General features: G+C 73.5%; 23 protein-coding genes. 14 read left to right on the forward strand and 9 right to left on the reverse strand.

The annotated features are described in order from the left end of the window. Positions 1–2 precede the first annotated feature (2 nt). Entirely contained in the window at positions 3–728 is a 726-nt protein-coding gene (locus tag C7S10_RS06045; protein ID WP_108343525.1) for an SRPBCC family protein, read from the forward strand. 86 nt (positions 729–814) lie between these two features. Next, positions 815–1,294: a hypothetical protein gene (locus tag C7S10_RS06050; RefSeq protein ID WP_108343526.1), complete on the forward strand. Its 480-nt coding sequence runs from the start codon at positions 815–817 to the stop codon at positions 1,292–1,294. 15 nt (positions 1,295–1,309) lie between these two features. On the opposite strand, the gene C7S10_RS06055 is transcribed toward C7S10_RS06050, so the two are convergent. Further along, positions 1,310–1,957, reverse strand: coding sequence for an alpha-ketoglutarate-dependent dioxygenase AlkB (locus C7S10_RS06055; RefSeq protein ID WP_243395236.1), 648 nt, complete (start codon positions 1,955–1,957; stop codon positions 1,310–1,312). Between the two features lie 103 nt (positions 1,958–2,060). Here C7S10_RS06055 and C7S10_RS06060 point away from each other — a divergent pair, with 103 nt between their 5' ends. The 3 genes from C7S10_RS06060 to C7S10_RS06070 all read left to right on the forward strand — a co-directional run bounded on the left by C7S10_RS06060 (position 2,061) and on the right by C7S10_RS06070 (position 6,159). Continuing rightward, the gene (locus tag C7S10_RS06060) at positions 2,061–2,825 is read left to right on the forward strand and encodes an ABC transporter ATP-binding protein (protein ID WP_108343528.1); all 765 of its coding nucleotides are present in this window, start codon (positions 2,061–2,063) and stop codon (positions 2,823–2,825) included. Then, a complete protein-coding gene (locus tag C7S10_RS06065) occupies positions 2,825–5,353 on the forward strand; it encodes an ABC transporter permease (protein ID WP_108343529.1) in 2,529 nt (842 codons plus the stop codon). Before C7S10_RS06060 ends, C7S10_RS06065 begins: the two co-directional genes overlap by 1 nt. An 83-nt stretch (positions 5,354–5,436) precedes the next feature. Continuing rightward, positions 5,437–6,159: a GntR family transcriptional regulator gene (locus tag C7S10_RS06070; RefSeq protein WP_243395237.1), complete on the forward strand. Its 723-nt coding sequence runs from the start codon at positions 5,437–5,439 to the stop codon at positions 6,157–6,159. On the opposite strand, the gene C7S10_RS06075 is transcribed toward C7S10_RS06070, so the two are convergent. The 4 genes from C7S10_RS06075 to C7S10_RS06090 are packed head-to-tail and all read right to left on the reverse strand — an operon-like array spanning position 6,156 to position 10,970. Continuing rightward, the gene (locus C7S10_RS06075) at positions 6,156–6,752 is read right to left on the reverse strand and encodes an HD domain-containing protein (RefSeq protein WP_108343531.1); all 597 of its coding nucleotides are present in this window, start codon (positions 6,750–6,752) and stop codon (positions 6,156–6,158) included. The genes C7S10_RS06070 and C7S10_RS06075 overlap by 4 nt on opposite strands. Next, positions 6,724–8,370 carry a DNA repair helicase XPB gene (locus C7S10_RS06080; protein ID WP_108343532.1) on the reverse strand — a complete coding sequence of 549 codons (1,647 nt, stop codon included), beginning with the start codon at positions 8,368–8,370 and terminating at the stop codon, positions 6,724–6,726. The genes C7S10_RS06075 and C7S10_RS06080 overlap by 29 nt, the downstream gene beginning before the upstream one ends. Beyond that, positions 8,367–8,894, reverse strand: a complete 528-nt coding sequence (locus tag C7S10_RS06085; RefSeq protein ID WP_108343533.1) for a CGNR zinc finger domain-containing protein — start codon at positions 8,892–8,894, stop codon at positions 8,367–8,369. Before C7S10_RS06085 ends, C7S10_RS06080 begins: the two co-directional genes overlap by 4 nt. A gap of 9 nt (positions 8,895–8,903) precedes the next feature. Continuing rightward, positions 8,904–10,970: a helicase-associated domain-containing protein gene (locus C7S10_RS06090; RefSeq protein WP_243395238.1), complete on the reverse strand. Its 2,067-nt coding sequence runs from the start codon at positions 10,968–10,970 to the stop codon at positions 8,904–8,906. A gap of 282 nt (positions 10,971–11,252) precedes the next feature. Here C7S10_RS06090 and C7S10_RS06095 point away from each other — a divergent pair, with 282 nt between their 5' ends. From C7S10_RS06095 to C7S10_RS06105, 3 genes are read left to right on the forward strand one after another with little or no spacing between them, the layout of a single operon-like run. Next, positions 11,253–12,071 (forward strand): PP2C family protein-serine/threonine phosphatase, encoded by an 819-nt coding sequence (locus C7S10_RS06095; protein WP_108343535.1) that lies wholly within the window; start codon positions 11,253–11,255, stop codon positions 12,069–12,071. After that, entirely contained in the window at positions 12,068–13,348 is a 1,281-nt protein-coding gene (locus C7S10_RS06100; RefSeq protein WP_108343536.1) for an FHA domain-containing protein, read from the forward strand. Before C7S10_RS06095 ends, C7S10_RS06100 begins: the two co-directional genes overlap by 4 nt. 29 nt (positions 13,349–13,377) lie before the next feature. Continuing rightward, on the forward strand, positions 13,378–14,562 hold the full coding sequence (locus tag C7S10_RS06105; RefSeq protein ID WP_165807070.1) for an RDD family protein: 1,185 nt from the start codon (positions 13,378–13,380) through the stop codon (positions 14,560–14,562). Between the two features lie 9 nt (positions 14,563–14,571). Here C7S10_RS06105 and C7S10_RS06110 read toward each other — a convergent pair whose 3' ends face one another. After that, on the reverse strand, positions 14,572–16,698 hold the full coding sequence (locus C7S10_RS06110; protein ID WP_108343538.1) for a S8 family serine peptidase: 2,127 nt from the start codon (positions 16,696–16,698) through the stop codon (positions 14,572–14,574). Positions 16,699–16,815: 117 nt separating this feature from the next. Here C7S10_RS06110 and C7S10_RS06115 point away from each other — a divergent pair, with 117 nt between their 5' ends. Beyond that, positions 16,816–17,454, forward strand: coding sequence for an HAD family hydrolase (locus tag C7S10_RS06115; RefSeq protein ID WP_108343539.1), 639 nt, complete (start codon positions 16,816–16,818; stop codon positions 17,452–17,454). A gap of 122 nt (positions 17,455–17,576) precedes the next feature. Then, positions 17,577–17,972, forward strand: a complete 396-nt coding sequence (locus C7S10_RS06120; protein ID WP_108343540.1) for a cold-shock protein — start codon at positions 17,577–17,579, stop codon at positions 17,970–17,972. Positions 17,973–17,975: 3 nt separating this feature from the next. On the opposite strand, the gene C7S10_RS06125 is transcribed toward C7S10_RS06120, so the two are convergent. Continuing rightward, on the reverse strand, positions 17,976–19,394 hold the full coding sequence (locus C7S10_RS06125; RefSeq protein ID WP_108343541.1) for an MFS transporter: 1,419 nt from the start codon (positions 19,392–19,394) through the stop codon (positions 17,976–17,978). A 98-nt stretch (positions 19,395–19,492) separates the two neighbouring features. Between C7S10_RS06125 and C7S10_RS06130 the strand changes: the two genes are divergently transcribed. Next, positions 19,493–20,269 (forward strand): DUF3027 domain-containing protein, encoded by a 777-nt coding sequence (locus C7S10_RS06130; protein ID WP_108343542.1) that lies wholly within the window; start codon positions 19,493–19,495, stop codon positions 20,267–20,269. Here the strand turns inward: C7S10_RS06130 and C7S10_RS06135 are convergent, their stop codons facing one another. Both C7S10_RS06135 and C7S10_RS06140 read right to left on the reverse strand, forming a co-directional pair. Continuing rightward, entirely contained in the window at positions 20,270–20,872 is a 603-nt protein-coding gene (locus tag C7S10_RS06135) for a class I SAM-dependent methyltransferase (protein ID WP_207769257.1), read from the reverse strand. It abuts the gene before it with no gap. Further along, the gene (locus tag C7S10_RS06140) at positions 20,869–21,153 is read right to left on the reverse strand and encodes a DUF2530 domain-containing protein (protein ID WP_108343543.1); all 285 of its coding nucleotides are present in this window, start codon (positions 21,151–21,153) and stop codon (positions 20,869–20,871) included. Before C7S10_RS06140 ends, C7S10_RS06135 begins: the two co-directional genes overlap by 4 nt. A 66-nt stretch (positions 21,154–21,219) precedes the next feature. Between C7S10_RS06140 and C7S10_RS06145 the strand changes: the two genes are divergently transcribed. The 3 genes from C7S10_RS06145 to C7S10_RS06155 are packed head-to-tail and all read left to right on the forward strand — an operon-like array spanning position 21,220 to position 23,989. After that, positions 21,220–22,092: an ABC transporter permease gene (locus C7S10_RS06145; protein WP_108343544.1), complete on the forward strand. Its 873-nt coding sequence runs from the start codon at positions 21,220–21,222 to the stop codon at positions 22,090–22,092. Between the two features lie 47 nt (positions 22,093–22,139). After that, positions 22,140–23,216, forward strand: coding sequence for a taurine ABC transporter substrate-binding protein (locus C7S10_RS06150; protein WP_108343545.1), 1,077 nt, complete (start codon positions 22,140–22,142; stop codon positions 23,214–23,216). Further along, positions 23,213–23,989: an ABC transporter ATP-binding protein gene (locus C7S10_RS06155; protein WP_108343546.1), complete on the forward strand. Its 777-nt coding sequence runs from the start codon at positions 23,213–23,215 to the stop codon at positions 23,987–23,989. Before C7S10_RS06150 ends, C7S10_RS06155 begins: the two co-directional genes overlap by 4 nt. The last annotated feature ends 44 nt before the right edge of the window (positions 23,990–24,033 follow it).

Raw genomic sequence — 24,033 nt, forward strand, 5'->3', positions numbered from 1 at the left:
CGATGGAGCTGAGCCACCGGTTCACGGTCCCCTCGAGCCTGGAGGAGACCTGGGTGCACTTCGAGGACATCGCCTCCGTCGCCTCGTGCTTCCCGGGCGCGCAGGTGACCTCGGCCGAGGGCGACTCCTTCGAGGGATCGGTGAAGGTCAAGCTCGGTCCGATCGCACTTCTCTACAACGGCAGCGGGACCTTCGTCGAGAAGGACGAGGCCGCCCACCGGTTCGTCGTCGACGCCAAGGGCAAGGACAAGCGCGGCAACGGCACCGCGGGCGCCAACGTGACGGTGACGATGGCCGACGTCGACGGCTCCACGCAGGTCTCCGTGGAGACCGACCTCGCCATCACCGGCAAGCCCGCCCAGTTCGGCCGCGGTGTCATGCAGGACGTCTCCGACAAGCTGCTCGGGCAGTTCGTGACCTGCCTCGAGCAACGGCTGAGCGCCCCCGAGGCCGACCCCGAACCCGAGCCCGATCCCGAGGCACCCCCAGCGCTGGCCGCCGAGCCGACCACCGGACCGCCCCCGCCCGGTGGATCGGCCGGTGCGCCGGCCGCAGCAGCCGCAGCACCGCCGACGCCGAGGGCGTCGCCGCCGTCTCCGCCGCCCCCCGCAGAGGCACTCGACCTCGGTTCGGCGGTGCTGCCGGTGCTCGCCAGGGCCTACTGGAAGCAGGCCCTCGGCGTCCTCGCCGGACTCGCCGTCCTGCGGCGGCTCGTGCGCCGGCGCTGAGGGAGCTGCTGAGGGAACTCGGGCCGGGCGGGACGCGTCCCAGTGGTGTGGAACAGTGGTTCCACCCGACCGCACAAGGACGCACCATGCCTCGCACGACCACCTCGCTCGCCGTCCTCGCCCTCCTCGCCGCGGGCGTGCTCGTCGGCTGCGGCGCCGACGACGCCGAGCCCGGCCCCTCGGACTCGACGTCCACCGGCGCGACCCCGACCGCCGGAGCGGCCACGCTCGAGCTGACCCTGCCGGCCGCGCCGGCGGGCCGGTGCATGGCGCCCAACGTCGAGAACCTCCAGGCCCAGGACACCGCGTTCGAGGGCGTCGTCACCGCCGTCGACGACGACATGGCGACCCTCCAGGTCGAGCAGTCGTTCAAGGGCGACGACGTGCAGACCGTCTCGGTGGCGCTGCCGAGCCAGGAGCTCGCCGACGCGCTGCTCGCCGTCGACTTCCAGGTCGACCAGACCTACCTGGTGAGCAGCCTCGACGGACAGGTGTCGGTCTGCGGGCTCAGCGCCCCCAAGGACGACCTGCTCACCGGGCTCTACGACGAGGCCTACGCCGGCTGACTCCCGGCACTCCGTTCAGAACACGTTCAACGGCCGGAACTGCACGCTGATCCGCGGCCCGGCCGACGCGACCTTGGGGATCGCGTGCTCCCACGTGCGCTGGCACGAGCCGCCCATCACCACGAGGTCACCGTGGCCGAGGGTCACGCCGACAGAGTCGCCGCCACCGCGCGGGCGCAGGGCCAGCTTGCGCGGGTCGCCGAGCGAGACGATCGCGACCATCGTGTCGGCGCTCTTCCCCCGCCCGATCGTGTCGCCGTGCCAGGCCACCGAGTCCTTGCCGTCGCGGTAGTAGCAGCAGCCCGCGCTGACGAAGGGCTCGCCGAGCTCGGGCCGGTAGTGCGCGCTCAACGCGTCGCGGGCCTCCTCGAGGCCGGGGTGGGGGAGCGGCTCGCCGAGCATGTAGGTGTGCACGAGGCGGGGTACGTCGACGATGCGGTCGTACATCTGACGACGCTCGGCCCGCCACGGCACCTGCCCGACCATCGCCTCGAAGGCCTCGTCCGCGCCGGCGAGCCAGTCGCGCTGCACGTCGATCCACGCCCCCGCGCCCAGGACCGTGCGCTCCGGCGCGAGCGCCGCGTGCGCCCGGGCGTCGGAGGTGTCGACGGACGGGTCGGCACACGGGTCGGCGGGGGCGAAGAGGGTCGACTGGAAGTCCACGAGACAGACGCTAGGTCGAACATGCGTTCGACACAACCCTGACGCGCCGATCAGGGACGATCCCGGTAGCGGTCGTTTGTGCCGCTGCGGGAGGGTTGGACCCATGACGACCGGCGCGCACGCGGCCCCGCCCACCCAGGTGGCCGCTCGGGTCCGCGACCTGACCAAGACCTACGGCAAGGGCGACGCGATGGTGCGGGCGCTCGACGGCGTCACCCTCGACCTGGTCGCGGGCGAGTTCACCGCGATCATGGGGCCCAGTGGGTCGGGCAAGTCGACCCTGATGCACTGCTGCGCCGCCCTCGACACCGGGACGTCGGGGGAGGTGTGGATCGGGGACCAGGAGCTCGGCGGCCTGAAGGACAAAGAGCTCACCCGGCTGCGTCGCGACGAGATCGGCTTCGTCTTCCAGTCCTTCAACCTCGTCCCTACGCTGAGCGCCGAGGAGAACATCGTGCTCCCGCAGTCGATCGCTCGCCGCAAGCCCGACCGCGAGTGGTTCGACACCGTCATCGAGACGGTCGGCATCCGCGAACGGCTGGGCCACCGGCCCAACCAGCTCTCCGGCGGCCAGCAGCAGCGCGTGGCGGTCGCGCGCGCCCTCGTCGGTCGCCCGACGATCGTCTTCGCCGACGAGCCGACCGGCAACCTCGACTCCACCTCGGGCGCCGAGGTGCTCGACCTGCTCCGGCGCAGCGCCCGCGACCACGGGCAGACGATCGTGATGGTGACCCACGACCCGGTGGCGGCGTCCTACACCGACCGGGTGGTCCTGCTCGCCGACGGCCGGATCGTCGACGAGCTGCGCGACCCCGACCGCGACAGCGTGCTCGAGATGACCAAGAAGCACACGCCGGCGGCAGGCTGATGTTCCGCGCGGCCCTCAAGAGCCTGCTCGGGCGCAAGGTGCGCCTGCTGATGAGCACGTTCGCCATCGTCATCGGCGTCGCGTTCGTCGTCGGCACCCTCGTCTTCAGCGACACCCTGAGCCGCAGCTTCACCGCCCTGATGGCCTCGACGGTCGGCGACGTCGTCGTACGCCCCGAGAACACCGACGCCGCCGCCGAGCCGACCACGCGCACGGTGGACGCGGCCCTGGTCGACGAGCTCGAGGGGATCGACGGCGCCGCCCGGGTCGACGGCAACGTGACCGGCTTCGGGGTCTACGTCGTCGGCAAGGACGGCAAGCTCATCGGCGGCAACGGCCCGCCCAGCATCGGCGGCAACTGGACCGACGCCCCCGCCGGTCACGACCTCGCGGGCATGGAGATCATCGGCGGCCGGGCGCCGGAGAAGAAGGGCGAGATCCTGCTCGACTCGTCCACCGCGGGCGAGGGCGGCTACGTCATCGGCCAGGACGTCAACCTCGTCACCGCCACCGACCAGGGCACGCTGACGGCCGAGCTGGTCGGGATCGTCGGGTTCCCCGAGGGCGGCTCGCTCAACGGCGCGACCTTCACCGGCTTCGACACCCGCTCGGCGCAGGACCTGTTCCTCAAGGGCAAGGACGCCTACACCGACATCTGGGTCACCGCCGAGCCCGGCACCAGCCAGGAGGACCTCGCCGCCTCGGTCGCCGACGCTCTGCCCGACGGGGTGGAGGCCGTGACCGGCGACGAGGCCGCCGACGAGGCCGCCACCGTCATCCAGGAGGCGGTCGGGTTCCTGACCACCTTCCTGCTGATCTTCGCCGGCATCTCGCTGGTCGTCGGCGCCTTCCTGATCGTCAACACGTTCTCGATCCTGGTCGCGCAGCGCAGCCGTGAGCTCGCGCTGCTCCGGGCGCTGGGGGCGAGCAAGAAGCAGGTGACCCGCTCGGTGCTGCTGGAGGCGCTCGTGCTGGGCCTGCTCGGCTCGACGATCGGGCTCGGCCTCGGGGTGCTGCTCGCCATCGGCATCCGCAGCCTGTTCGCGCAGTTCGGCCTCGACCTGGCCGGGCAGCCGCTGATCATGGCTCCGAGGACGATCATCGCGGCGTACGCCGTGGGCGTGGTCGTGACGATGAGCGCGGCCTGGTTCCCGGCCCGCCGGACGACGCGGATCGCTCCCGTCCAGGCCATGCGCGACGACATCGCGATGCCGGAGTCGTCGCTGCGTCGTCGGCTGCTGGTCGGGGTGGTGATGATCCTGGCGGGCGGGGCGGCGCTGGCGGCGGGACTGGCCGAGTCGGTCCCGAAGCCGCTCTACTTCGTGGGCGGCGGGATCCTCGCGATCCTGCTCGGCGTCGCATCGGCGAGCCCGGTGATCAGCCACCCGCTGCTGGCGGCCGCGTCCTGGCTCTACGCCCGCCTCTTCGGCTCCGTCGGCGCGCTCGCCGGCCAGAACTCGCTGCGCAACCCGCGGCGTACGACCGCGACGTCCTCGGCGCTGATGATCGGCCTGTCCCTGGCCTGCACCATGGCCATCGTCGGCGACTCGGCGAAGGCCAGCGTCGACCAGACGATCGAGGAGAACTTCGTCGGCGACTACGTCGTGAGCAGCCTGGTCGGGCAGAGCTTCTCCACCCAGGTGGGCCGCCAGATGGCCGACCTGCCCGGCGTCGACAGCGTGTGGGCGCAGCGCTTCTTCGCCGCCGGCTTCGACGGGGAGGCGGTGAGCGCGGCCTCACGCAGCACCCTGCGCGACGGCCTCGGCGTCGACCTGGTCGAGGGCGACCTCGCCGGCCTCGTCGACGGGACGGTCCTGCTCGACGAGACGTACGCCGCCGAGGAGGGCCTCTCCGTCGGTGACCGGGCCACCGTCGAGCTCGCGGACGGCGAGCAGCAGCTCGAGGTCGTCGGGATCTTCGCCGAGAACCCGATCGTCTTCGGGTCGATCGTCACCACGCCCACGACCCTCGTCCGGGCCGGTTCGCCCGACGCCGACAACTTCCTCATCGTCGACACCGACGACCGCCCCGGCATGCAGGACGCCCTCGACGCGGTGGTCGAGGACTCGCCGATCGTGACCGTCAAGGACCAGCAGGGCTTCGCCGCCGAGCAGCGCGAGCCGATCGACCAGATGGTGCTGATGATCTTCGCCCTGCTCGGCCTCGCGCTGCTGATCGCCGTGCTCGGGATCGTCAACACCCTCGCCCTGTCGATCATCGAGCGCACCCGCGAGGTCGGGCTGCTGCGTGCCATCGGGCTCAGCCGTCCCCAGCTGCGCCGGATGGTGACGCTGGAGTCGGTGGTGATTTCGGTGCTCGGCGCCGTGCTCGGCGTGGTGCTGGGCATCGGGTTCGGGATCGCGCTGATGTACTCCCTGCGCGAGGAGGGCCTCGAGGTCATCTCGGTGCCGTCCGGGCAGCTCGCGGTCTTCCTCGCGGTCTCGGTCGTGATCGGCGTCCTGGCCGCGCTCCTCCCGGCCCGCCGCGCGGCGAGGCTGGACGTGCTCCGGGCCATCGGATCGGAATGAATCCCACATTTTGTGGACGTCTCGTTCACATGTGCTGGCAAGATTTACTTACGCCCGGGTGATAACGGTCCTACTCTCTGCATGTGGAAACCGTGGAGGCGAAGCGCAGCGAGGGCGGGCTCAAGCACGTCCAGGTGCGTGAGTACGTCCGGGAGCTGGTGGCAGGCGCCGCTCCCGGGTCGGCCGCTCCCTCCGAGCGCGAGCTCGTCGCCCGCTTCGGCGTCGCCCGCATGACGGTCCGCCAGGCGCTCGACGTCCTCGTCACCGAGGGCCTCCTCGAGCGGGTCCCCGGCCGCGGCACGTTCGTCGCCCACCCGCGCCGGCGCGTCGGCCGTCTCTCGTCCTACTCCGAGGACATGAAGGTCCGCGGCCTGCTGCCGGAGTCGCAGACGCTGGTGGCCCGCCGCGAGCAGGCCGGACCCGGCGTGGCCCGCGCGCTCGACATCTCACCCGGCGACGCGGTCATCCACTGGAAGCGCCTGCGTCGCGCCGACCAGCAGATCATCTGCGTCGAGGACGCCTACCTCAACGAGGTCCTGCTCCCCGGCTTCCTCCAGAGCGGCATGCCCACCAGCCTCTACCAGGCGCTCGAGGACCGCGGCCTGCGCCCGACCTGGGCCGAGGACGCGATCTCCGCGAGCGCCGCCACCGAGGACGAGGCCTCCCTGCTCGAGATCGCCCCCGGCTCGCCGGTCCTCCAGCTCTCGCGCCGTGCCCTGTGCGGCGACAAGGTCGTCAACGTGTCCCGCTCGGCCTTCCGGCCCGACCGCTTCACGATGCACGTCCAGCTCGGCGAGCCGTCCTAGCCCGTCAGGCTCGCGATCTCGGCCGCCACGTTGGCGCGCGCCGGCTCCTCCCACAACGCCCTGCCCTGCGGCGTACGGAACAGTGACGGTCCGTCCAGCAGGTCGCCCAGCACCGCGGCCCGTCCCGCGCGGAAGTCGGCGTCGGGCACGTGCGCATACTCCGTGCGTACGTCGCGGGCGTACTGCTCGTAGCGGTCGCGACCGGCCGCCAGGATGCCCAGGTCGGCGTCGCTGAGGGCGGCGGCGTTGAGGTCGTCGGGGAACGCCTGATGGTGCTCGGTCATCCGCACCAGTCGCGCCACCTCCGCGGCCGGCGGGTCGGGCAGGCATGCCTCCGCGAGCAGGGCCGAGCGCTCCTCGGCGCCGGGCCGCCCGTCGTAGACCGCGTCATGGAACCACGCCGCCAGCGCCACCGGCACCCGGTCGAAGCGGGCGCCGTCGCGGTCGAGGTCGTCGAGGCGGTCGAGCACCTCGGCGAGGTGTCGCAGGTCGTGGTAGCCCGGCCGGTCCCACGCGACGAGCAGCTCGTCGCGGACCTCGGTCAGTGCCCGCAGCGGCCAGCGCTCAGCGAGCGGTGTCGAGGTCGGCGGCATCGATGATCCGGTAGGCGTAGCCCTGCTCGGCCAGGAACCGCTGCCGGTTCTGCGCGAAGTCGGCGTCGACGGTGTCGCGCGAGACCACCGTGTAGAAGTGCGCGGACTTGCCCTCCGCCTTGGGCCGGAGCAGCCGGCCCAGGCGCTGGGCCTCCTCCTGCCGCGAGCCGAACGAGCCGCTGACCTGGATCGCGACCTCCGCGGACGGCAGGTCGATGGAGAAGTTGGCGACCTTGGAGACCACCAGTAGCGGCTCCTCGCCCGAGCGGAACGCGTCGAAGAGGCGCTGGCGCTCCTTGACCGGCGTCTCGCCCTTGATCACCGGCGCGCCGAGGACCTCCCCGAGCTCGTCGAGCTGGTCGATGTACTGCCCGATCACCAGCGTGGGTCGCTCCGGGTGCTGGTCGACCAGGCGGCGTACGACGTCGATCTTGGCGTGCGTGCACGACGCGAGCCGGTAGCGCTCCTCGGGCTCGGCGGTGGCGTAGGCGATCCGCTGCCCCTCGGGCAGGGTGACGCGGACCTCGACGCAGTCGGCGGGCGCGATGTAGCCCTGCGCCTCGATGTCCTTCCACGGCGCGTCGTAACGCTTGGGCCCGATCAGCGAGAAGACCTCGCCCTCGCGCCCGTCCTCGCGCACCAACGTCGCGGTCAGGCCGATGCGGCGGCGGGCCTGGAGGTCGGCGGTCATCCGGAAGATCGGCGCCGGCAGCAGGTGGACCTCGTCGTAGACGATCAGACCCCAGTCCCGTGCGTCGAGCAGCTCGAGGTGGGAGTAGACGCCCTTCCGGCGCGTGGTCATCACCTGGTACGTCGCGATGGTGACCGGCCGGATCTCCTTGACGGAGCCGGAGTACTCCCCGATCTCGTCGGCCGTCAGGGACGTACGGCGCACCAGCTCGTCCTTCCACTGCCGCGCGCTCACGGTGTTGGTGACGAGGATCAGCGTGGTCGCCTTGGCCTGCGCCATCGCGGCCGCGCCGACGATCGTCTTGCCGGCGCCGCACGGGAGCACGACCACGCCGGAGCCGCCGTGCCAGAACGACTCGGCGGCCTCGGACTGGTACTTCCGCAGCTCCCAGCCGTCCTGCGCGAGCTCGATCGGGTGCGCCTCGCCGTCGACGTAGCCCGCGAAGTCCTCGGCCGGCCAGCCGAGCTTGAGCAGGGCCTGCTTGAGGTTGCCGCGCTCGCTGGCGTGCACCACCACCGAGTCGTCGTCGATGCGCGCGCCGAGCATCCCGGCGATCTTCTTGGCGCGCAGCACCTCCTCGAGCACCGGTCGGTCGGTGCTGGACAGGACGAGCCCGTGGGTGGGGTGCTTCTCCAGCCGGAGCCGGCCGTAGCGGCCCATCGTCTCGGCGATGTCGACCAGCAGCGCGTGGGGCACGGCGTAGCGGCTGTGCGTCAGCAGTGCGTCGACGACCTGTTCGGCGTCGTGGCCGGCGGCGCGGGCGTTCCAGAGCCCGAGCGGCGTCAGCCGGTAGGTGTGGATGTGCTCGGGCGAGCGCTCGAGCTCGGCGAAGGGTGCGATGGCCTTGCGGGCCTCGCCGGCACCGGGGTGGTCGACCTCCAGCAGCAGGGTCTTGTCGCTCTGGACGATGAGGGGTCCGTCGTTCATGAAGCAGCAGCGGCCTTCTGTCGGGCGCGGTAGGCCGCGACGTTGGCACGCGACGAGCAGCGCTCCGAGCAGTAGCGGCGAGACTGGTTGGGCGAGGTGTCGACGAAGACGTGGTCGCACTTCACCGCCTGGCACAGGCCCAGCCGGGTCGCGCCGAGGTCGCACACGAGGTTGGCCAGGCCCATCAGCGACTCGCTGATCAGCAGGTCGGAGACGGAGGCCGCCCGGTTGGCGACGTGCATGTGCAGGTCGTCGGGGTCGTGGTCGCTGATCATCGGGGTCACCGGGTGCTCGACCAGCAGCTCGTTGAGGGTGGTGACGACGGCGCGCACCTCGCCGGCGTCCGACGCCTCGAAGACGGGGCGCAGCGCGACCTGAAAGCGCTGGAGTGCGGTCACGTCGCGGTCGTCGAGGGTGGGGTGGAGCCACGCGCGGTCGGAGAGGTGGGCCAGCAGCGCGTCGGCGTCGGGCAGCTCGGTGTTGAGCAGGGCTGCCGCCGACTCGGCATACCGGATGAAGTCCACCGCACCACTCTACGGTCGGGCTGGGGACAGCGGCGTCACGGTCGTGATGCGGTGCACGGCGAACAGCCGCTCGTCGTCGCTGCGGTGGTCGTGCGCCGTGAGCTGGCCGCCCTCGAGTCGCAGGGGGTCGACGACCCGGTCGGAGCTCGCACCGTGGTTGTCGACGTAGCCGATGACCACCGTCTCGCGGGCCTCGATCGCCTCGCGCAGCGCGGCCAGGGCGCCGGACGGCGTGGTGGCGACGGCCGGGGTCGCGGGACGGCCCTCCGTCGCCCGGTCGCCGCTGCGGATCGCGGTGACGACCGACGCCACCGTCGCGTGGGCGCGGGCCGCCGCGGCGGACCGCGTGCGGGACGTGCGCGGGCGGCGGGCACGCAGCAGGTCGCGCCGAGCGACCCGGACGGTGCCGTCGGGTGCCTCGACGACCGGCGCGGCCCCGAGCTCGCGCAGGCGCGGCAGCAGCAGGTCGATCGGGACCGTGGAGATCAGCACCGTCGGGGCGATCCGACGCAGCCCGAGGGTGCTCGCCTTCGGGTGGTGGAGCAGCTCGGTGAGGGCGGCCTCGTCGTCGGCGCGCAGGAACGCCTCGGCCGAGCCGACCCGCACCGTGCCGAACGTCCGGGCCACGTCGTCGACGAGGTAGGTGAGCGGCTGGGGGACGGGGGTCCGCGAGACCGAGCCGACGAAGTCGTGCACCTCCAGCGCGGACCAGCCGGCGTCGAAGGCGCGGCGGACCGAGCCGGTGGTGAAGCGGTAGACGGTGGCACCACCGCGGGACTCGACGTCGGCGAGCAGGTGGAGTGTGCGGGCCAGCTCGGTCTCCAGCGGACCGGGCGCGACGGCCGTCAGGTCGGCCTGGAGGAGCACGTGGTCGACCGGCTGGGGCAGGTGCGGGGTGATCGCCGCCAGGGCCGCGTCGTGGTCGTGCTCGAGCACCGCGCGGCCCGCCGTCGAGAGGCCGCCGGCGCCCACCAGGCCCAGCAGGCCGGCCTCGTGGACGGCCGCCGCGACCAGGTCGCGGTGCACCGACGGCCGCCGCGGTCGCAGCCACGCGACGCGCTCCACGACCGACGGGACCCCGGTGCCGGTCGCCAGGACCTGGCCCTCGGGCAGCCCGGCCAGCTCGGTGAGCGCCAGCGACCGGGCCTCGGGTGCCATCACGCTCGACAGGTCGGGGGCGAGGGCGTTCCACGTCTTGCCCCCGGGGTCCTTGCCGCCGATCAGGCTGGGCAGCCGCGTGGTGTCGAGCCACGCCAGCGCGAGCGTCACCCAGCGCTCGGCCGTCGAGCTCGCGGCCCAGGTGTCGAAGCCGTCGGTGGGCAGCCACACCTCGTTGCCCTCGGGGTCGGTTGCCGTCGTCAGCAGACCCGCGGCGGCCGCCACCTCGACGAGGAGCCCGGCCTCGGGCTCGCTGACCTGCAGCTCGGCGGCCGCGGCCTTGAGGTCGCGCACGGCGAGACCGCCGCTGCGCAACGTCGCGGGCGGCTCCAGGCCCCAGTGGTCGAGGAGCAGCTCGGTGCGGCGTACGACGTCGAAGGCCGCACCGCCGGCCGTCCGCTCGACGAGGGTGGACTCGCGCGCCGACGACGCGATCTCGGGCACGGCGTCGCGCGGGGTGGTCGTCGTCCGACCGCCCCGCAGCGCGATGCCCACCTCGCCGGGCAGCACCAGCAGCCCGCCGTCGCGCGGGACGAGCAGACGGTGCGCGATCAGCTCCTCGACCGGGGTCGCCGCGTCGGCGGGGGACACGGTGCGCCGGGCGTTGCCGGTCGTGCCCTCGCTGCCGTGCGCCAGCACGTGCTCCAGCAGGGCCCGCGCCCCGGGGCTGATGAGGGCGAGGCGGCCCTCGACCTCGTCCGGCGTGGCCGGGTCGGGCGACATCGGGCGCAGGCCGCTCACGCCCGCGGCCTCGTCGCCGCGCAGCGCCTCGGCCACCCCGCTCAGCGGTCGCAGACCGCCGGGTGACTCCCAGACCAGCGCCAGGTCGACCAGCCGGTCGCAGGCCGCGGCCGCCGCGTCGGGGTCGGCGTGGACGATCCGCAGAAGTTCGGATTGGGTGGTTTGGTTTGCAACCACGAGGGCATCAAGCACGGAGAGCTCGAGTCGGCTGAGGCTGTCGAGCGCCCTGAGGACAGAAATACGAGTCGCGGCGCGGGACGCGAGCTGCGCGGAATCATGAGGTGCGGGAGTGGCGAGATCGGGACGGTCGCGCAGGAGCGCCGCGAGCCTCTCATCCGGCCAGCGGCGCAACATCTCTGCCAGCGTCCGCGGGGGCGCCTGCTCCTTGCTCGACATCCCTTCTACGCTACTCGCCGAGCCCACGCGGTGGCTCATCGTCGTCGAGGGTGGAGGCTGGGCATGAAGCCGGTCGATCTGCACCACGGTGCCGCCTCCGAGGTCGGCCACGTGCGCAAGGTCAACGAGGACTCCTTCCTCGTCGCCCCGCCGGTCTTCGTCGTCGCCGACGGGATGGGCGGCCACTCGGGCGGCGACGTGGCCAGCCGCATCGTGGTCGAGGAGTTCGCGCGCATGGTCGAGCTGGGCTACGACACCCGCCGCGGCGCCGAGTCCGTCGCCGAGACCCTGTCCCGCGCGCAGGTGCGGATCCTGCAGTACGGCGAGGCGCAGCGCGGTACGCACCCGCGCTGGCACGCCGGCACCACGTGCGTCGCCGCCGTCCTGGTCGAGGACCACGAGGGCACCAAGTGGATGCTCGCCAACCTCGGCGACTCCCGGATCTACCGCTTCAACGACGGCGAGCTCGACCAGGTGAGCGTCGACCACTCGGTGGTGCAGGAGCTGATCGACGCCGGGGAGATCACCGCCGAGCAGGCGGCCACGCACCCGGAGCGGCACGTGATCACCCGCGCCCTCGGGAGCCCCGAGGGCGTCGCGCCCGACTTCTTCCTGCTGCCGCTGTCCGCCGCCGAGCGGCTCCTGCTGTGCAGCGACGGCATCAGCGGGATGATCGAGGACAAGGCGATCGAGGACATCCTCGACCGGGTCCACGACCCCCGCGACGCCGCCGACGCGCTCGTGCAGGCCGCCCTCGACGCCGGAGGTCGCGACAACGCCACGGCGGTCGTCGTCGATGTGGTGGGATTGGTCCACGATGATTCCTACGACTCCGAGCGTCAGCGCGCGAGTCTCGAAGACAAGCTGGGGGCCCGACCGTGACCGAGGACGCCGCGCACACGAGGACCTTCGCCGCCGGCGACTGGTACGCCGTCGTGGGGGAGCAGGTCACCGCCCTGGTGCCGGCTGATGCCCGTGACCGCGTCGCCGGGCTGTGGGACATCGCCGACCGGGGCGCCGGCTTCGACGAGGTGCTCGACGGCCTCGTCGCCGACGGCCTGACCAACCTGTCCGGGTTCGCGCTCGTGGGGCACGGCGAGCCCACCCGCGTGCTGGTCCGGGGCGGCGTCGCCGCGACGTTCCACACGGCCGAGGGTGACGTCGACGTGGCGCACGAGCCCGACGTCCTGTGGACCGACCGCACGCTCGCGGGGGTGACGGGCGGTCGCCTGGTCGCCGGGTCCGCCGGTGGCGAGTCGGCCCTGGCGCTCGTCACCGGCGTCGCGCGTGCGTCGGCGGTGCAGTTCGGGGAGGCGTCCGGCGCGGCCTCCGCCCCCGACGCCCCCGACGCCGCCGGCGCAGTCGCTGCCGCGCCCGTCGAGGAGACCGATCCGGGGGTCGCGCCCGTCGAGGTGCCCGCCGAGCCCGAGCCCGTGGCGGTCCCCGCCGAGCCCGAGCCGGCCGAGCCGGCCGCGTCCGACGTGGCCGACGAGAGCGCGCCGTTCGAGGCGGAGACGCCCGAGCCGACGCCCGAGCCGACGCCCGAGCCGACGCCCGAGCCCGAACCTGCTCCCGAGCCCGGCGAGCCGCTGAGCTTCGGCGCGCCCAGCGCGGACGACCCGACGCCGACCGGCGAGCACCCGGCCGTCACCGGCGGCACGGTCGCTCCCGACCAACAGCCCGAGCCGGCGCCGTACGAGAGCCAGGACCACGACGGACAGACCACGGTCGGCACGCCGGTCGAGGACTTCGTCCGGCCCCAGGTCGGCATCCCCGGCCAGGAGCTCGCCCCGGCCGTGGTCGCGCACCCCGTCGCCAAGCTCATCTTCTCGACCGGCGAGGTGGTCGACGTCGACCGGGTGATCCTCGTGGGCCGCGCGCCGGAGGCCCGGCGGTTCGCGTCCAGCGACCAGCCCCACCTCGTCACGGTCGCCAGTCCCAACCACGAGATCTCCTCGACGCACCTCGAGATCCGTCCCGGCGCCGGTGCCGACCACGGCATGGCCGTGGTGACCGACATGGGCTCCACCAACGGCACCGTGCTCGTGCAGCCCGGGCTTCCGGCCGAGGACCTCCAGGCCGGCATCGCCGTCTCGCTCATCCCCGGCGCGATCCTCGACCTCGGCGACGGCGTCACCATCCAGACGACCAACCCGTGAGCCGGCTCGAGAACGCGCCAGGACCAGACGTGAGCGACCAGCAGGCCTCGGCGAGCTACCCGATCGCGGAGCTCGAGCGCCGTTTCTACGCCTTCTTCGTCGACCGGCTCCTCGGCTGGACGCTGGTCGCGGCCGCCGGTCTCGGCGCGTGGCTGGCGCTCGACGACGTGTGGACCGCCGTGTGGGTCGCCGCCGGCGTGATGGCCGTCGTGTGGCTCGCCCTCGTCGTCTCGGTCGGGGTCGGCGGCACGACTCCCGGCAAGGCGTTGGTCGGCCTCCGGGTCGTGCACCACGGCACCGGCACCCCCATCGGCATCGGCCGCTCGCTGCTGCGATCGATCGTGCTCGCGATCGCGTCCGTGCCCACGTTCGCCCTCGGGCTCGCCACGCTGGCCTGGACCGCCGTCGAGGACCGGGGCCACCAGCGCCGCGGCTGGCACGACCACCTCGCGCACTCGGTCGTCGTGGACGTCCGACCGGTCGAGCACGTCGATGACGAGGTCGACGACGCCCCGCGCCACGTGGTGAACCTGACGGCCCTGCGCCTGATCCCGGCGCCGCCCGTCGAGATCGCCCCGACGCCGCGCCGGGTCAACCCGGAGCAGTCGACGCGGCGTACCCCCCTTCCCGGCCAGCCCCCGGTCCAGGCCCCGGTCCAGACCCCGCCGCCCGTCGCCCAGCAGCCGGCACGCCAGCAGGCGCCGGCCCCGCAGGCTCCGCCTCCGGCCGCCCCGCCAGCACCGGTGCAGCACGCCGCCCCGCCGCAGCACGCCGCCCCGCCGCAGCACGCCGCGCCGCCGTCGGCCCCGCCGATCCAGCGGCCGCCCGCGGACGACGGCCGCACGGTGGTCCGGACGGTGCCCGGCGCCACGCCGGCGGGCCCGCGCTGGCGGGTCACCTTCGACAACGGCGAGACCTTCGTCGTCCAGGGCCTGGCCCTGGTCGGCCGCCGCCCCGAGCCGCGCTCGGGCGAGCAGGTGCACCACCTCGTGCCGCTGACCTCGAGCGACATGTCGGTCTCCAAGACGCACGCCCAGTTCGGCCCGGCGCCCGACGGTGCCCTGGTCGTCATGGACCGCGGCTCCACCAACGGCTCGGTGCTGGTGCGGCAGGGCGTGTCTCGGCCCCTGGCCCCCGGGAAGCCGGCCACGCTGGTCGACGGCGACACCGTGTCGTTCGGCGACCGTCAGATGTCGGTGCGCCGCGAGGCCTGACCGGCCGACCTAGCGGGTGATCGCGACCGGGATCCGGGTCTCGGAGCCGCGGGCGCCACGCCACACGACCCAGCCGTCGTCGAGGGGGGTGGGCCCGGTCGGACCGGTGATGGTGACGCGGACCGTCGCGGTCTCGCCGGGCGCGAGCCGGAGGGCGACCGGGGTCAGCCGCACCTGGTGACGGGTGAAGCCGAGCGCCTGCCCGGAGAAGTACTCCGCGCGCGAGCCGAGGTTGGTGACGCGGCGAGTCGTCGTGCCCCCGCCGCGGACGATGATCGAGGACGTGTTGAGGCCGCGCCAGGAGTGGGCCTCGAGGGCCTTGCGGTAGCTCGAGGGGCGTACGTCGAGGGCCAGCCCGGGCCTCGGCAGCGCGACGCCGACCTGCCCGCTGCCCTGCGTGAGCGTGGGCGCGCCCGCGACCGGCCGCGCGGTCGTGGTGAGGACGGAGCGGACGACCGGTGCGGACCAGTCGTGGCGCGAGCGGAGCAGCGCGGCGAGGCCGCTGACGCGAGCGGTGGCGGCGGAGGTGCCGGAGAACAGCGCCCACGAGCCGGGTACGGCGCCGAGGACTCCCTCGCCGACGGCGACGACGTCCGGCTTCAGGACCGTGGAGCGTGAGTCGCCCGGCGCGGACCAGCCGGCCGCGCGGGCGGGCGTGCGTCCGGAGGGGAGCCCGGCGATCCGGACCGTCGTGCGGACGTGGGTGCGGGCCCACCGCGACAGGCGGCGGCCGTCGCGCTGGGTGAGCTGGACGGTCGGGACGCTGTGGAAGTCGTCGATCACGACGCCGGGACGCTCGTTGACCAGCACCATCGCGACACCGTCGGCGAGCGCGACCGCCTCGGACTTGTCGACGCGCCCGATGCCGCCGCGCACGCAGAGCACCGCACGGCCCGCGACCCGGCGGGCGTCGAGGGAGCCGGGGCGGCACTGGCGGGCGTCCCGCTGCCGCGCGCCCGAGGCGGCGACGTCGGCGCCGACCACGAGCCGGACCGGCGCGAGTGACCGGCGAGACCGGCTGGCCCCGGTCAGGCTGGGTCCGCCCACGACCGAGACGCGGCCCCGCAGCGTGCTGCCGCGGGTGGCCCCGACGGTGGTGACCCACGGCGAGGCGTGGCCGGCGAACGACGAGCGACCTGCGTTGCCGGCCGCGCCCACGACCACGACGTCGGCCTCGGCCGCGCCGAGCAGGGCGCGCTCGACGGTGTCGACCGCGGCCGGGCCGGCGACGGCGATGTTGAGGACGTCGACCCCGTCGGCGGTGGCGCGGTCGATCGCGGAGACGAGGTCGGCGGTGGCGCAGCCGTCGTCGGCCGGGTCGGGAGCCGCCCAGCAGGCCTTGTAGGCCGCGATCCGGGCACGCGGCGCCACGCCACCGAAGTCGCCCATCGTCCGCCCGCGCACGCGCACCGAGACGTCTGAGTTGCCGGCCGCCACGGAGGCGACCTGGGTGCCGTGCCCGACGACGTCGAGCGGTGAGAGGCGCTCGGAGGAGCGGATGCGGTCGGCGCCGAAGCCGGCCACCCACCAGCCGGCGCCGACCACCTTGCGGTTGCACGAGGACGAGGGCCAGCCGTCACCGGCGGTGCACTCGCCGGTGTAGGAGTCGTTTCCGGCACCGAGGCCGGGCACGTCCGCGAACAGCGGCGACCCGAGGGCCAGGCCGGAGTCGACGAAGCCGATGACGACGCCCGACCCGCCGCGCCCGACGTCGCCCCGCGGCCCGGCGAGCTGGGCCGCCTGGGCACCGGACGAGGTGATCCGCCCGGCCATCGGCAGCACCGTGCTGGGTTCGACCCCGACCACCTCGGGGTCGTCCTCGAGGACGGTCACCTGGTCGTTCGTCAGCTGGACGGCGAAGCCGTTGAGGGCCGTCGTCCACCGGTAGGTGGCGGTGGGAGAACCGATCGTGGCGAGGACGGCGTCCTGACGGGCGAGCAACGCCGCGGCATCGTCGCCCGACCCCGAGGTCCCGGCCCCGGACAGCGTGACCAGCTGCAGGCTGGTGGCATCGTCGGCGGCCGCCCCGGCGGGCGCCGACACCAGCGCGCCGGTCACCGCCGCCGCGGCCACGACCGCGGCCAGGAGCGCGCGCGAGCCCCGGGTCGCGGTGGCTCGGATCGGCACGGTCTTCACGTGGGTCCTCGACGGTCGGTGGGACAGGAGTGCGCCATTGTGACGCGGAACCCTCCATGGTGTCAGCCGGTCGGAGGGGAGGCAAAGCCGTCCCCGGGCGGGACCTACGCTGGCGCCATGTCCTCACCGGCCCCCGCACCCGCTCCCGAGCTCGTCGTCGGCTTCGACCTGGACATGACCCTGATCAACACGGTGCCGGGCTTCGCGGCGACCCTGGAGGCGCTCGGCGCCGAGCTCGGCGTCGGCTTCCCGGTCGCCGAGCTGACCCGGAGGCTGGGCCCGCCGCTGGACGTGATCCTGCGGCCGCACCTCGCCGAGGAGGCCATCGGGCCCGCCGTCGACCGGTTCCGCGAGCTCTACGTCGACCACTCCATCACCCCGGTGCCGGTGCTGCCGGGCGCGCACGAGGCGCTCGCCGCCGTACGCCGCCACGGCGGCCGCGTCCTGGTCGTCACCGGCAAGTTCGCGCCCAACGCGCAGCGGCACGTCGACCACCTCGCCCTCGACGTCGACCACGTCGAGGGGACGGTGTGGGGGGTCGGCAAGGCCGACGTGCTGCGCCAGGAGGGTGCGTCGGTCTACGTCGGCGACCACGTGCACGACGTCGAGGGCGCGCTCGCGGCCGGTGTCGTCAGCGTCTCGGTGCTGACCGGCGGGTGCACCCGCGAGGAGCTGGTCGCCGCCGGCACCCACGTCGTCCTCGACAGCCTGGCCGACTTCCCGGGCTGGCTCGACGAGCACCTGGGCGTCGGCTGAGCGACGTCCCGCCGATGTCCACCGGCGCCAATCGGTTGGCGGCGTGTTGGCGGGTCGGCCTAGAGTTCGACCGCGATCGCGCAGGGCGGTCGTGCGGACGTGCGAGTAGAAGAGGTCAGGCCGTGCCCAGTGGCAAGGTGAAGTGGTTCGACGCCGACAAGGGGTTCGGGTTCCTGTCGCAGGACAGCGGCCCCGACGTCTACCTGCACGCCGACGCGCTCCCCGAGGGCATGACGACGATCAAGAACGGCACCCGCGTCGAGTTCGGCATCGCCCAGGGCCGGCGCGGCGACCAGGCGCTCCAGGTGCGCGTCGTCGACGCTCCCGCCTCGGTCTCGCGCAACAAGCGCAACGCCCAGCGCAAGGACCCCGAGCTGATGGTCACCATCGTCGAGGACCTGATCCGGCTGCTCGACGGCGTGGGCGAGACCTACCGCCACGGCCGGCACCCGGAGGCGAAGACCGCCAGGCCGACGGCCAAGCTGCTGCGCGCGCTGGCCGACGAGCTCGAGCTCTGACCCTCAGGCGGTCGCGGGCGCCGTACGCACCCGTCCCGGGCGGCTGAGGAACACGTAGACCGCCCACGCGAAGAGCACCCCGCACGCGATCCCGAGCCCGAGGCGCGGCATCAAGGGCATCGCGATGCCCACGAACCCGCCGACCACCCACGCCAGCTGGAGGGTGGTGTCGGAGCGGGCGAACGCGCTCGCCTGGATGCGCTCGGGGACGTCGCGCTGGATGGTGGAGTCGAGGGACAGCTTCGCCAGCGACTGCGCCAGCCCGGCCGTCAGGCCGAGCGCGACCAGCGACGGCAGGCCGTAGAACAGCGACGCGACGAGCACGACCAGCGCGTCGGCGGCCAGCGCGAGCACGACCGTCAGACTCGGGTCGATCTTCTTCAGGACCGAGCCGAGGGTGATGCCCAGGGTGTTGCCCAGTCCCGCGGCGCCGATGACGAGGCCGAGCAGCACCTCGGGCTTCCAGTCGCCGATCGGGTTGTCGCGCAGCAGGAAGGCCATGAACATCGTCAGGAACCCCGAGAGCCAGCGCGGACCGCAGTTGGCCCGCAGCGCGAAGGCCACCGCGGCCGGGATCGGGGTGCGAGGCCGCCGGCCCTTGCCGCCGGTCTCGGGCTGCCGGTCGCGGGCCGCGGGCATCAGCACGAGCGTGCCCTCCCCGACGCTCGAGTCGACGCGGCTCGGGAGCCGGATCGCCCAGATGGTCGCGACCACGAACAGCACGAAACCGTAGCGCAGTGACCACTCCGGCCCCGCCGTCGAGGCCAGCACGGCGATCGGGGCGGACAGCGCCGCGCCGACGACGCCGGCCAGCGACACCCGGGCGTTGGCCTTGACCAGCGTCAGGGTCGGGGGGACGAGTCGGGGTACGGCGGCGGCGCGCGTGACGCCGTACGCCTTGGACGCCACCAGGACGCCCAGCGCCGCGGGGAACAGCCAGTCGGACTCGGTCGCGACCGCCGTGGCCAGCACCCAGCACAGGAAGGCGCGGATGGCCATCGTGGAGCCGACCGCCCAGCGGCGGCCGTGGCTGAAGCGGTCGAGGAACGGACCGATGAGGGGCGCGACGATCGCGAACGGGAGCATCGTCAGGCCGAGGAACAGCGCCACCTGTCCGCGCGCCTCCCCGGTGGGCACCTGGAAGAACAGGGTGCCGGCCAGCGAGATCGCGACGGCCGCGTCGCCGGCGGCGTTGACGGCGTGCAGCGCGATCAGGCGGGACAGTCCGGACTCGCCGGCGCCCTCGGCCCGGGCGGCACGCCGCGCCGTACGCACGGTGTAGCGGCCGGCCCGGCCGGTGACCCGGGTGGCCCCGGCCACGCCGCGCCCGACACCGCGGCCCGCGGCTCGCACGCCCCGGCCGGCGCTCGCGAGCCGGTGCGGCGCGGTGGCGTCGCCGGGGGGCTCGTGGTCGGTGGTCATGGGCCAATCCTGCCGTGTGGGTGGAGTGCGGTGGTGCATCAGGCGTCCGTGTGGCAGGTCGAACTGACAGACCCGGTGGAGTTTGCGATGATGCGACGGTGATCGACCTCGACGAGACCTCGCCCGACGCCATCCTGGCCGCGGCCGTCGAGGACGCCCGAGCCGCCGTGCTCGAGCTGACGGGCGGCGGCGACGTCGGCGAGCACCTCGGGGTCCACCACGAGGACGAGCTCGTCGTCACCCACACCTTCGCCTGCACGCGACCGGGCTACGTCGGCTGGCACTGGTCGGTGACCGTCACCCGCGACGCCGACGCCACCCGGGCCACCGTCAACGAGGCCGTGCTGCTGCCCGGCTCCGACGCGATCGTCGCGCCATCCTGGGTGCCCTACAAGGAGCGCCTCCAGCCCGGCGACCTCTCCCCGGGCGACCTGCTCCCCGTCGAGGACGAGGACCCGCGCCTGGTCCCGACCTACCTCGTCGGCGACGACCCGCTCGACCCCGACGCCCGCGCGCAGGTGCGCCAGGTCGCGGGGGACCTCGGCCTCGGTCGCGTCCGCACGCTGTCGATCGAGGGCCGGGACATGGCGGCCGAGCGGTGGTACGCCGGCGACGGCGGTCCCGAGGCGCCGCTCGCGAAGAGCGCCCCCGACTCCTGCTGGTCGTGCGGCTTCCTGGTCCGGCTCGCCGGCCCGCTCTCCGACACCTTCGGCGTCTGCGCCAACGGCAACGCCAACGACGACGGCAAGGTCGTCACCCTCGACCACGGCTGTGGTGCGCACTCCGAGGTCAAGCTGGCCCGCAAGCAGCAGCCGATCCCGGTGCCCGACCACGTCTTCGACACGCTGACCGACGACGAGCTCGAGTCGCTCTAGCTAGTCGGCCTGGTCGGCGGACAGCACCCACACGGCGTAGTCGTCGTCCGGCGGGTGCAGCTCGTAGCTCCCGAACCGCCACACGACGCCGAGCCCCGCCGCCTCGACGTCCGCGACGAACTCGTCGGCGGGGTAGGTGCGGCTGCCGTTCTTGGTGCTGGCCAGCTCGAAGCCCGCCAGGATCCGACCACCCGGCGCGAGCAGCGACCGCAGGTGGGCGAGCACGTCGCGCTCGGTGTCCTCGCCGAGGTAGACCAGCACGTTGCCGACCACGACGACCAGGTCGAAGGGTTCGAGCGGCGGGATGGCGAGCGCCTCGTGGGGGAGCACCGGCAGGTCGGCGTACGTCGACCGCGACTGCTCCCGCAGGGCCGGGTCCGGCTCCGTGGCGACCACGTCGTGGCCCCGCGCCGCCAGCGCGGCGGCGATCCTGCCCATCCCGGAGCCGACGTCGAGGATGCGGGCGTGCCGCGGGACGAGGGCGTCGGCCAGCCGGGCCTCACCGGTGATGTCGGCGCCGTCGGCCACCAGGGCGGCGAAGTGCTGGCCGTAGCCGCGGTTGCCCTCGCCGACGAGCTCCCAGCGGGTCGGGGGGAGGCTCACGGCTCGACGAGCTCGGCGCGCGCCTTGCGGCGGCGGCGGCAGTACTCCAGGCCGAAGAGGCCCAGGCCGAAGCCGGCCAGGCAGGTCCACAGCCACCAGGTGCGGCCACTGTCCTGCAGGGCGTCGTAGAAGGGGAGGAGGGCGACGAAGGCGATCAGCCAGACGGCGACGCCGACCTCGGTGGTGCGCACGCCGTCGACGTCGAGCGGGGCGACCTGGGCCACGATGTAGGTGCGCTTGCCGATCTCGTGCTGGGTCTTCTGGTCGTCCCTCAGCTCCATGCGCTCAGGCTACCCGTGGACACCGGCGTGCAGCGACTCTCCTTTGTCAGGTAGATTACTCGACTAATGACAGTCCAGACCGCCCCCGCCCCTCCCGCCACGACCGCTCCGCAGTCAGGCGTGGCCTCCGGCCGCTCCCGCGTGCGCGGTTGGTTGCCGCACCTGCTCACCGTCGCGGTGCTGCTCGGCTCGTGGTGGCTGGTCACCCGGCTCGAGCTGGTCAAGCCGCTGTTCCTGCCCTCGCCGGGCGCCGTGTGGGACGCGTTCGTGCGGGCCAACACCGACCATCCGCTGAGCCCCGGGTCCGACCGGATCGTGCGCGGCGAGCAGAACTACTACCTGTGGGAGCACCTGGTCGCGAGCCTCCAGCGGATCGGGATCGGGGTGGGCGCCGCGGTCGTGTTCGCCGTACCCCTCGGACTGGTGATGGGGACCAGCCGCGTCATCGGCAACGTGCTCGAGCCCTACCTCAACTTCCTGCGCTCGCTGCCGCCGCTGGCCTACATCGGTCTGCTGATCGTGTGGTTCGGCATCGGCGACCAGTCGAAGATCTGGCTGCTCTTCCTCGCCGCGTTCCCGCCGATCGCGGTGGCCACCATCAGCGGCGTGCGGGGCGTGCGGACCGACCACGTGCTCGCCGCCCGGGCGCTCGGCGCCTCGCAACGGCAGATCATGACCGGCGTGCTGCTGCCGAGCACCCTGCCCGAGATCCTCACCGGCGTCCGGGTCGCCGTCGGCTTCGCCTGGACCACCGTCGTCGCCGCCGAGATCTCCAACGGCATCCCCGGCGTCGGCGGGCTGGCCTACCTCTCGGGCCAGCAGCTCAAGAGCCCGCTGGTCATCGCGTGCATCGCCGTCATCGGCCTCACCGCCATCGTCTTCGACCTGGGCCTCACGTGGCTCGAGCGCCGGCTCGTGCCCTGGCGCGGGCAGTCCTGACCACCCCTCGTCCACCCGAACGTCCCGCCCGGAAGCGAGCACCACACATGCGCCGTACCCCTGCCCTCACCCTCACCGCCGTCGCCGCGCTGGCCGTCCTGACCGGCTGCGTCGAGTCCGGCCGCGGCGACGACGCGTCGGCCACGTCCACCAACACCACGGCAACCGCGGCGGACTGCCCGTGGAAGCCCGACGAGTCGATCACCACCACCGCCCGCATCGCGTGGCAGGCCATCCCCAACGGCGACGTGATCGTCAAGGACCAGGGGATCCTCGAGGCCTGCATGCCCAACGCCACCATCGAGTGGAAGCAGGCCCCGTCGGGCGGCGACGTGCTCAAAGGCTACGGCTCGGGCGACTTCGACCTCGGGCTGATGGGCTCGGCACCGGCGGCCCGCGCCGCGTCGGCGCCGCTCGTCGACCAGGTCGACATCGACGTCGTGTGGATCCACGACGTCATCGGCGACGCCGAGTCGCTGGTCGCCAAGGACGCCACCGACGTCGCCGGGCTGAAGGGGAAAACGATCGCCGTCCCGTTCAGCAGCACCGCCCACTACTCCCTGCTCCAGGCGCTCGGGGAGGCCGGGCTCGACCCGAGCACGGACGTCGAGGTCATCAACCTCGAGCCCGAGGCGATGCCGGGCGCGTGGCAGGGCGAGATCGACGCCGCCTGGATCTGGGAGCCCGCGCAGACGCAGCTGCTCGACGCCGGCGGCACCCGCATCCTCTCGAGTGCGGACACCGCGAAGGAAGGTTTCCCGACCTTCGACGTCGGCACCGTCGACCACGCCTTCGCCGAGGCCAACCCGGAGTTCCTCGCCCAGTGGATCAAGGCGCAGGACCACGCCGTCGCGCTGATCGAGGACGACCCGACCGCCGCCGCCGAGTCGGTCGCGGCGGTGCTCGGCGTCAGCCCCGAGCAGGCCACCACCCAGCTCGGCGGGCTCGAGTTCGTCTCCGCCGCCGACCAGGCCGGACCCGACTACCTCGGCGGCCAGCTCGGCTCCGACCTCTTCTCGACCGCCACCTTCCTGCTCGAGCAGGGCGAGGTCGAGGCCGTGGGTGACAAGCAGGTCTACGCCGACCACGTCAGCCCGTCCTTCGCGGAGGCGGGCGCCCGGTGACCGCCACCGGCGTCCGGGTCGAGGCCCTCACCCACAGGTACGGCGACGCGCCGGTCCCCGCCCTGGGGCCGATCGACCTCACGATCGAGCGCGGCGAGCTCGTGGCCCTGGCCGGACCCTCCGGCTGCGGGAAGACCACGCTCCTGCGCCTGCTGGCCGGGTTCGTGCGGCCCGACGAGGGTCGGGTGCTCGTCGGCGGCGAGGAGATCCGCGGGCCCGGTGCCGAGCGGGGCGTCGTCTTCCAGGCGCCCAACCTGTTCCCGTGGCTCAGTGTCGCGGGCAACGTCGGGCTCGGTCCGAAGTTCGCCGGGATCGCGCCAGAGGTGCGGGACGCGACGGTCCGGCGCCACCTCGAGCTGGTCGGCCTGGCGGACTACGGCCGGCACCGGCCGTACGAGCTCTCGGGCGGGATGCAGCAGCGCGCCCAGATCGCCCGCGTGCTGGCCGCCGACCCCGACATCGTGCTGATGGACGAGCCGTTCGGCGCCCTCGACGCCATCACCCGCGAGCGGCTCCAGGAGGAGCTGCTCGAGATCTGGCGCGCGACCGGCAAGACGATCCTCTTCATCACCCACAGCGTCGACGAGGCCGTGTTCCTGGGCTCCCGCGTCATGGTGATGAGCCCGCGGCCCGGTCGGATCGTGCTCGACGAGTCGGCCGTCTTCGGCAGTGGCGAGCGGGTCCCGGTCGCCGAGATCCGCGGGCTCCCCGACTACCAGGCGCTCTGCGGCCGGGTGCGCGACGCCCTGGAGGTGCGGGCCCCTGCGTCCTGACCGTGTCGCGCAACACCACTGAAACGCGGGCTCTGCCACAATCA

It is taken from the genome of Nocardioides currus, from assembly GCF_003057875.1.
GTDB lineage: Bacteria > Actinomycetota > Actinomycetes > Propionibacteriales > Nocardioidaceae > Nocardioides > Nocardioides currus.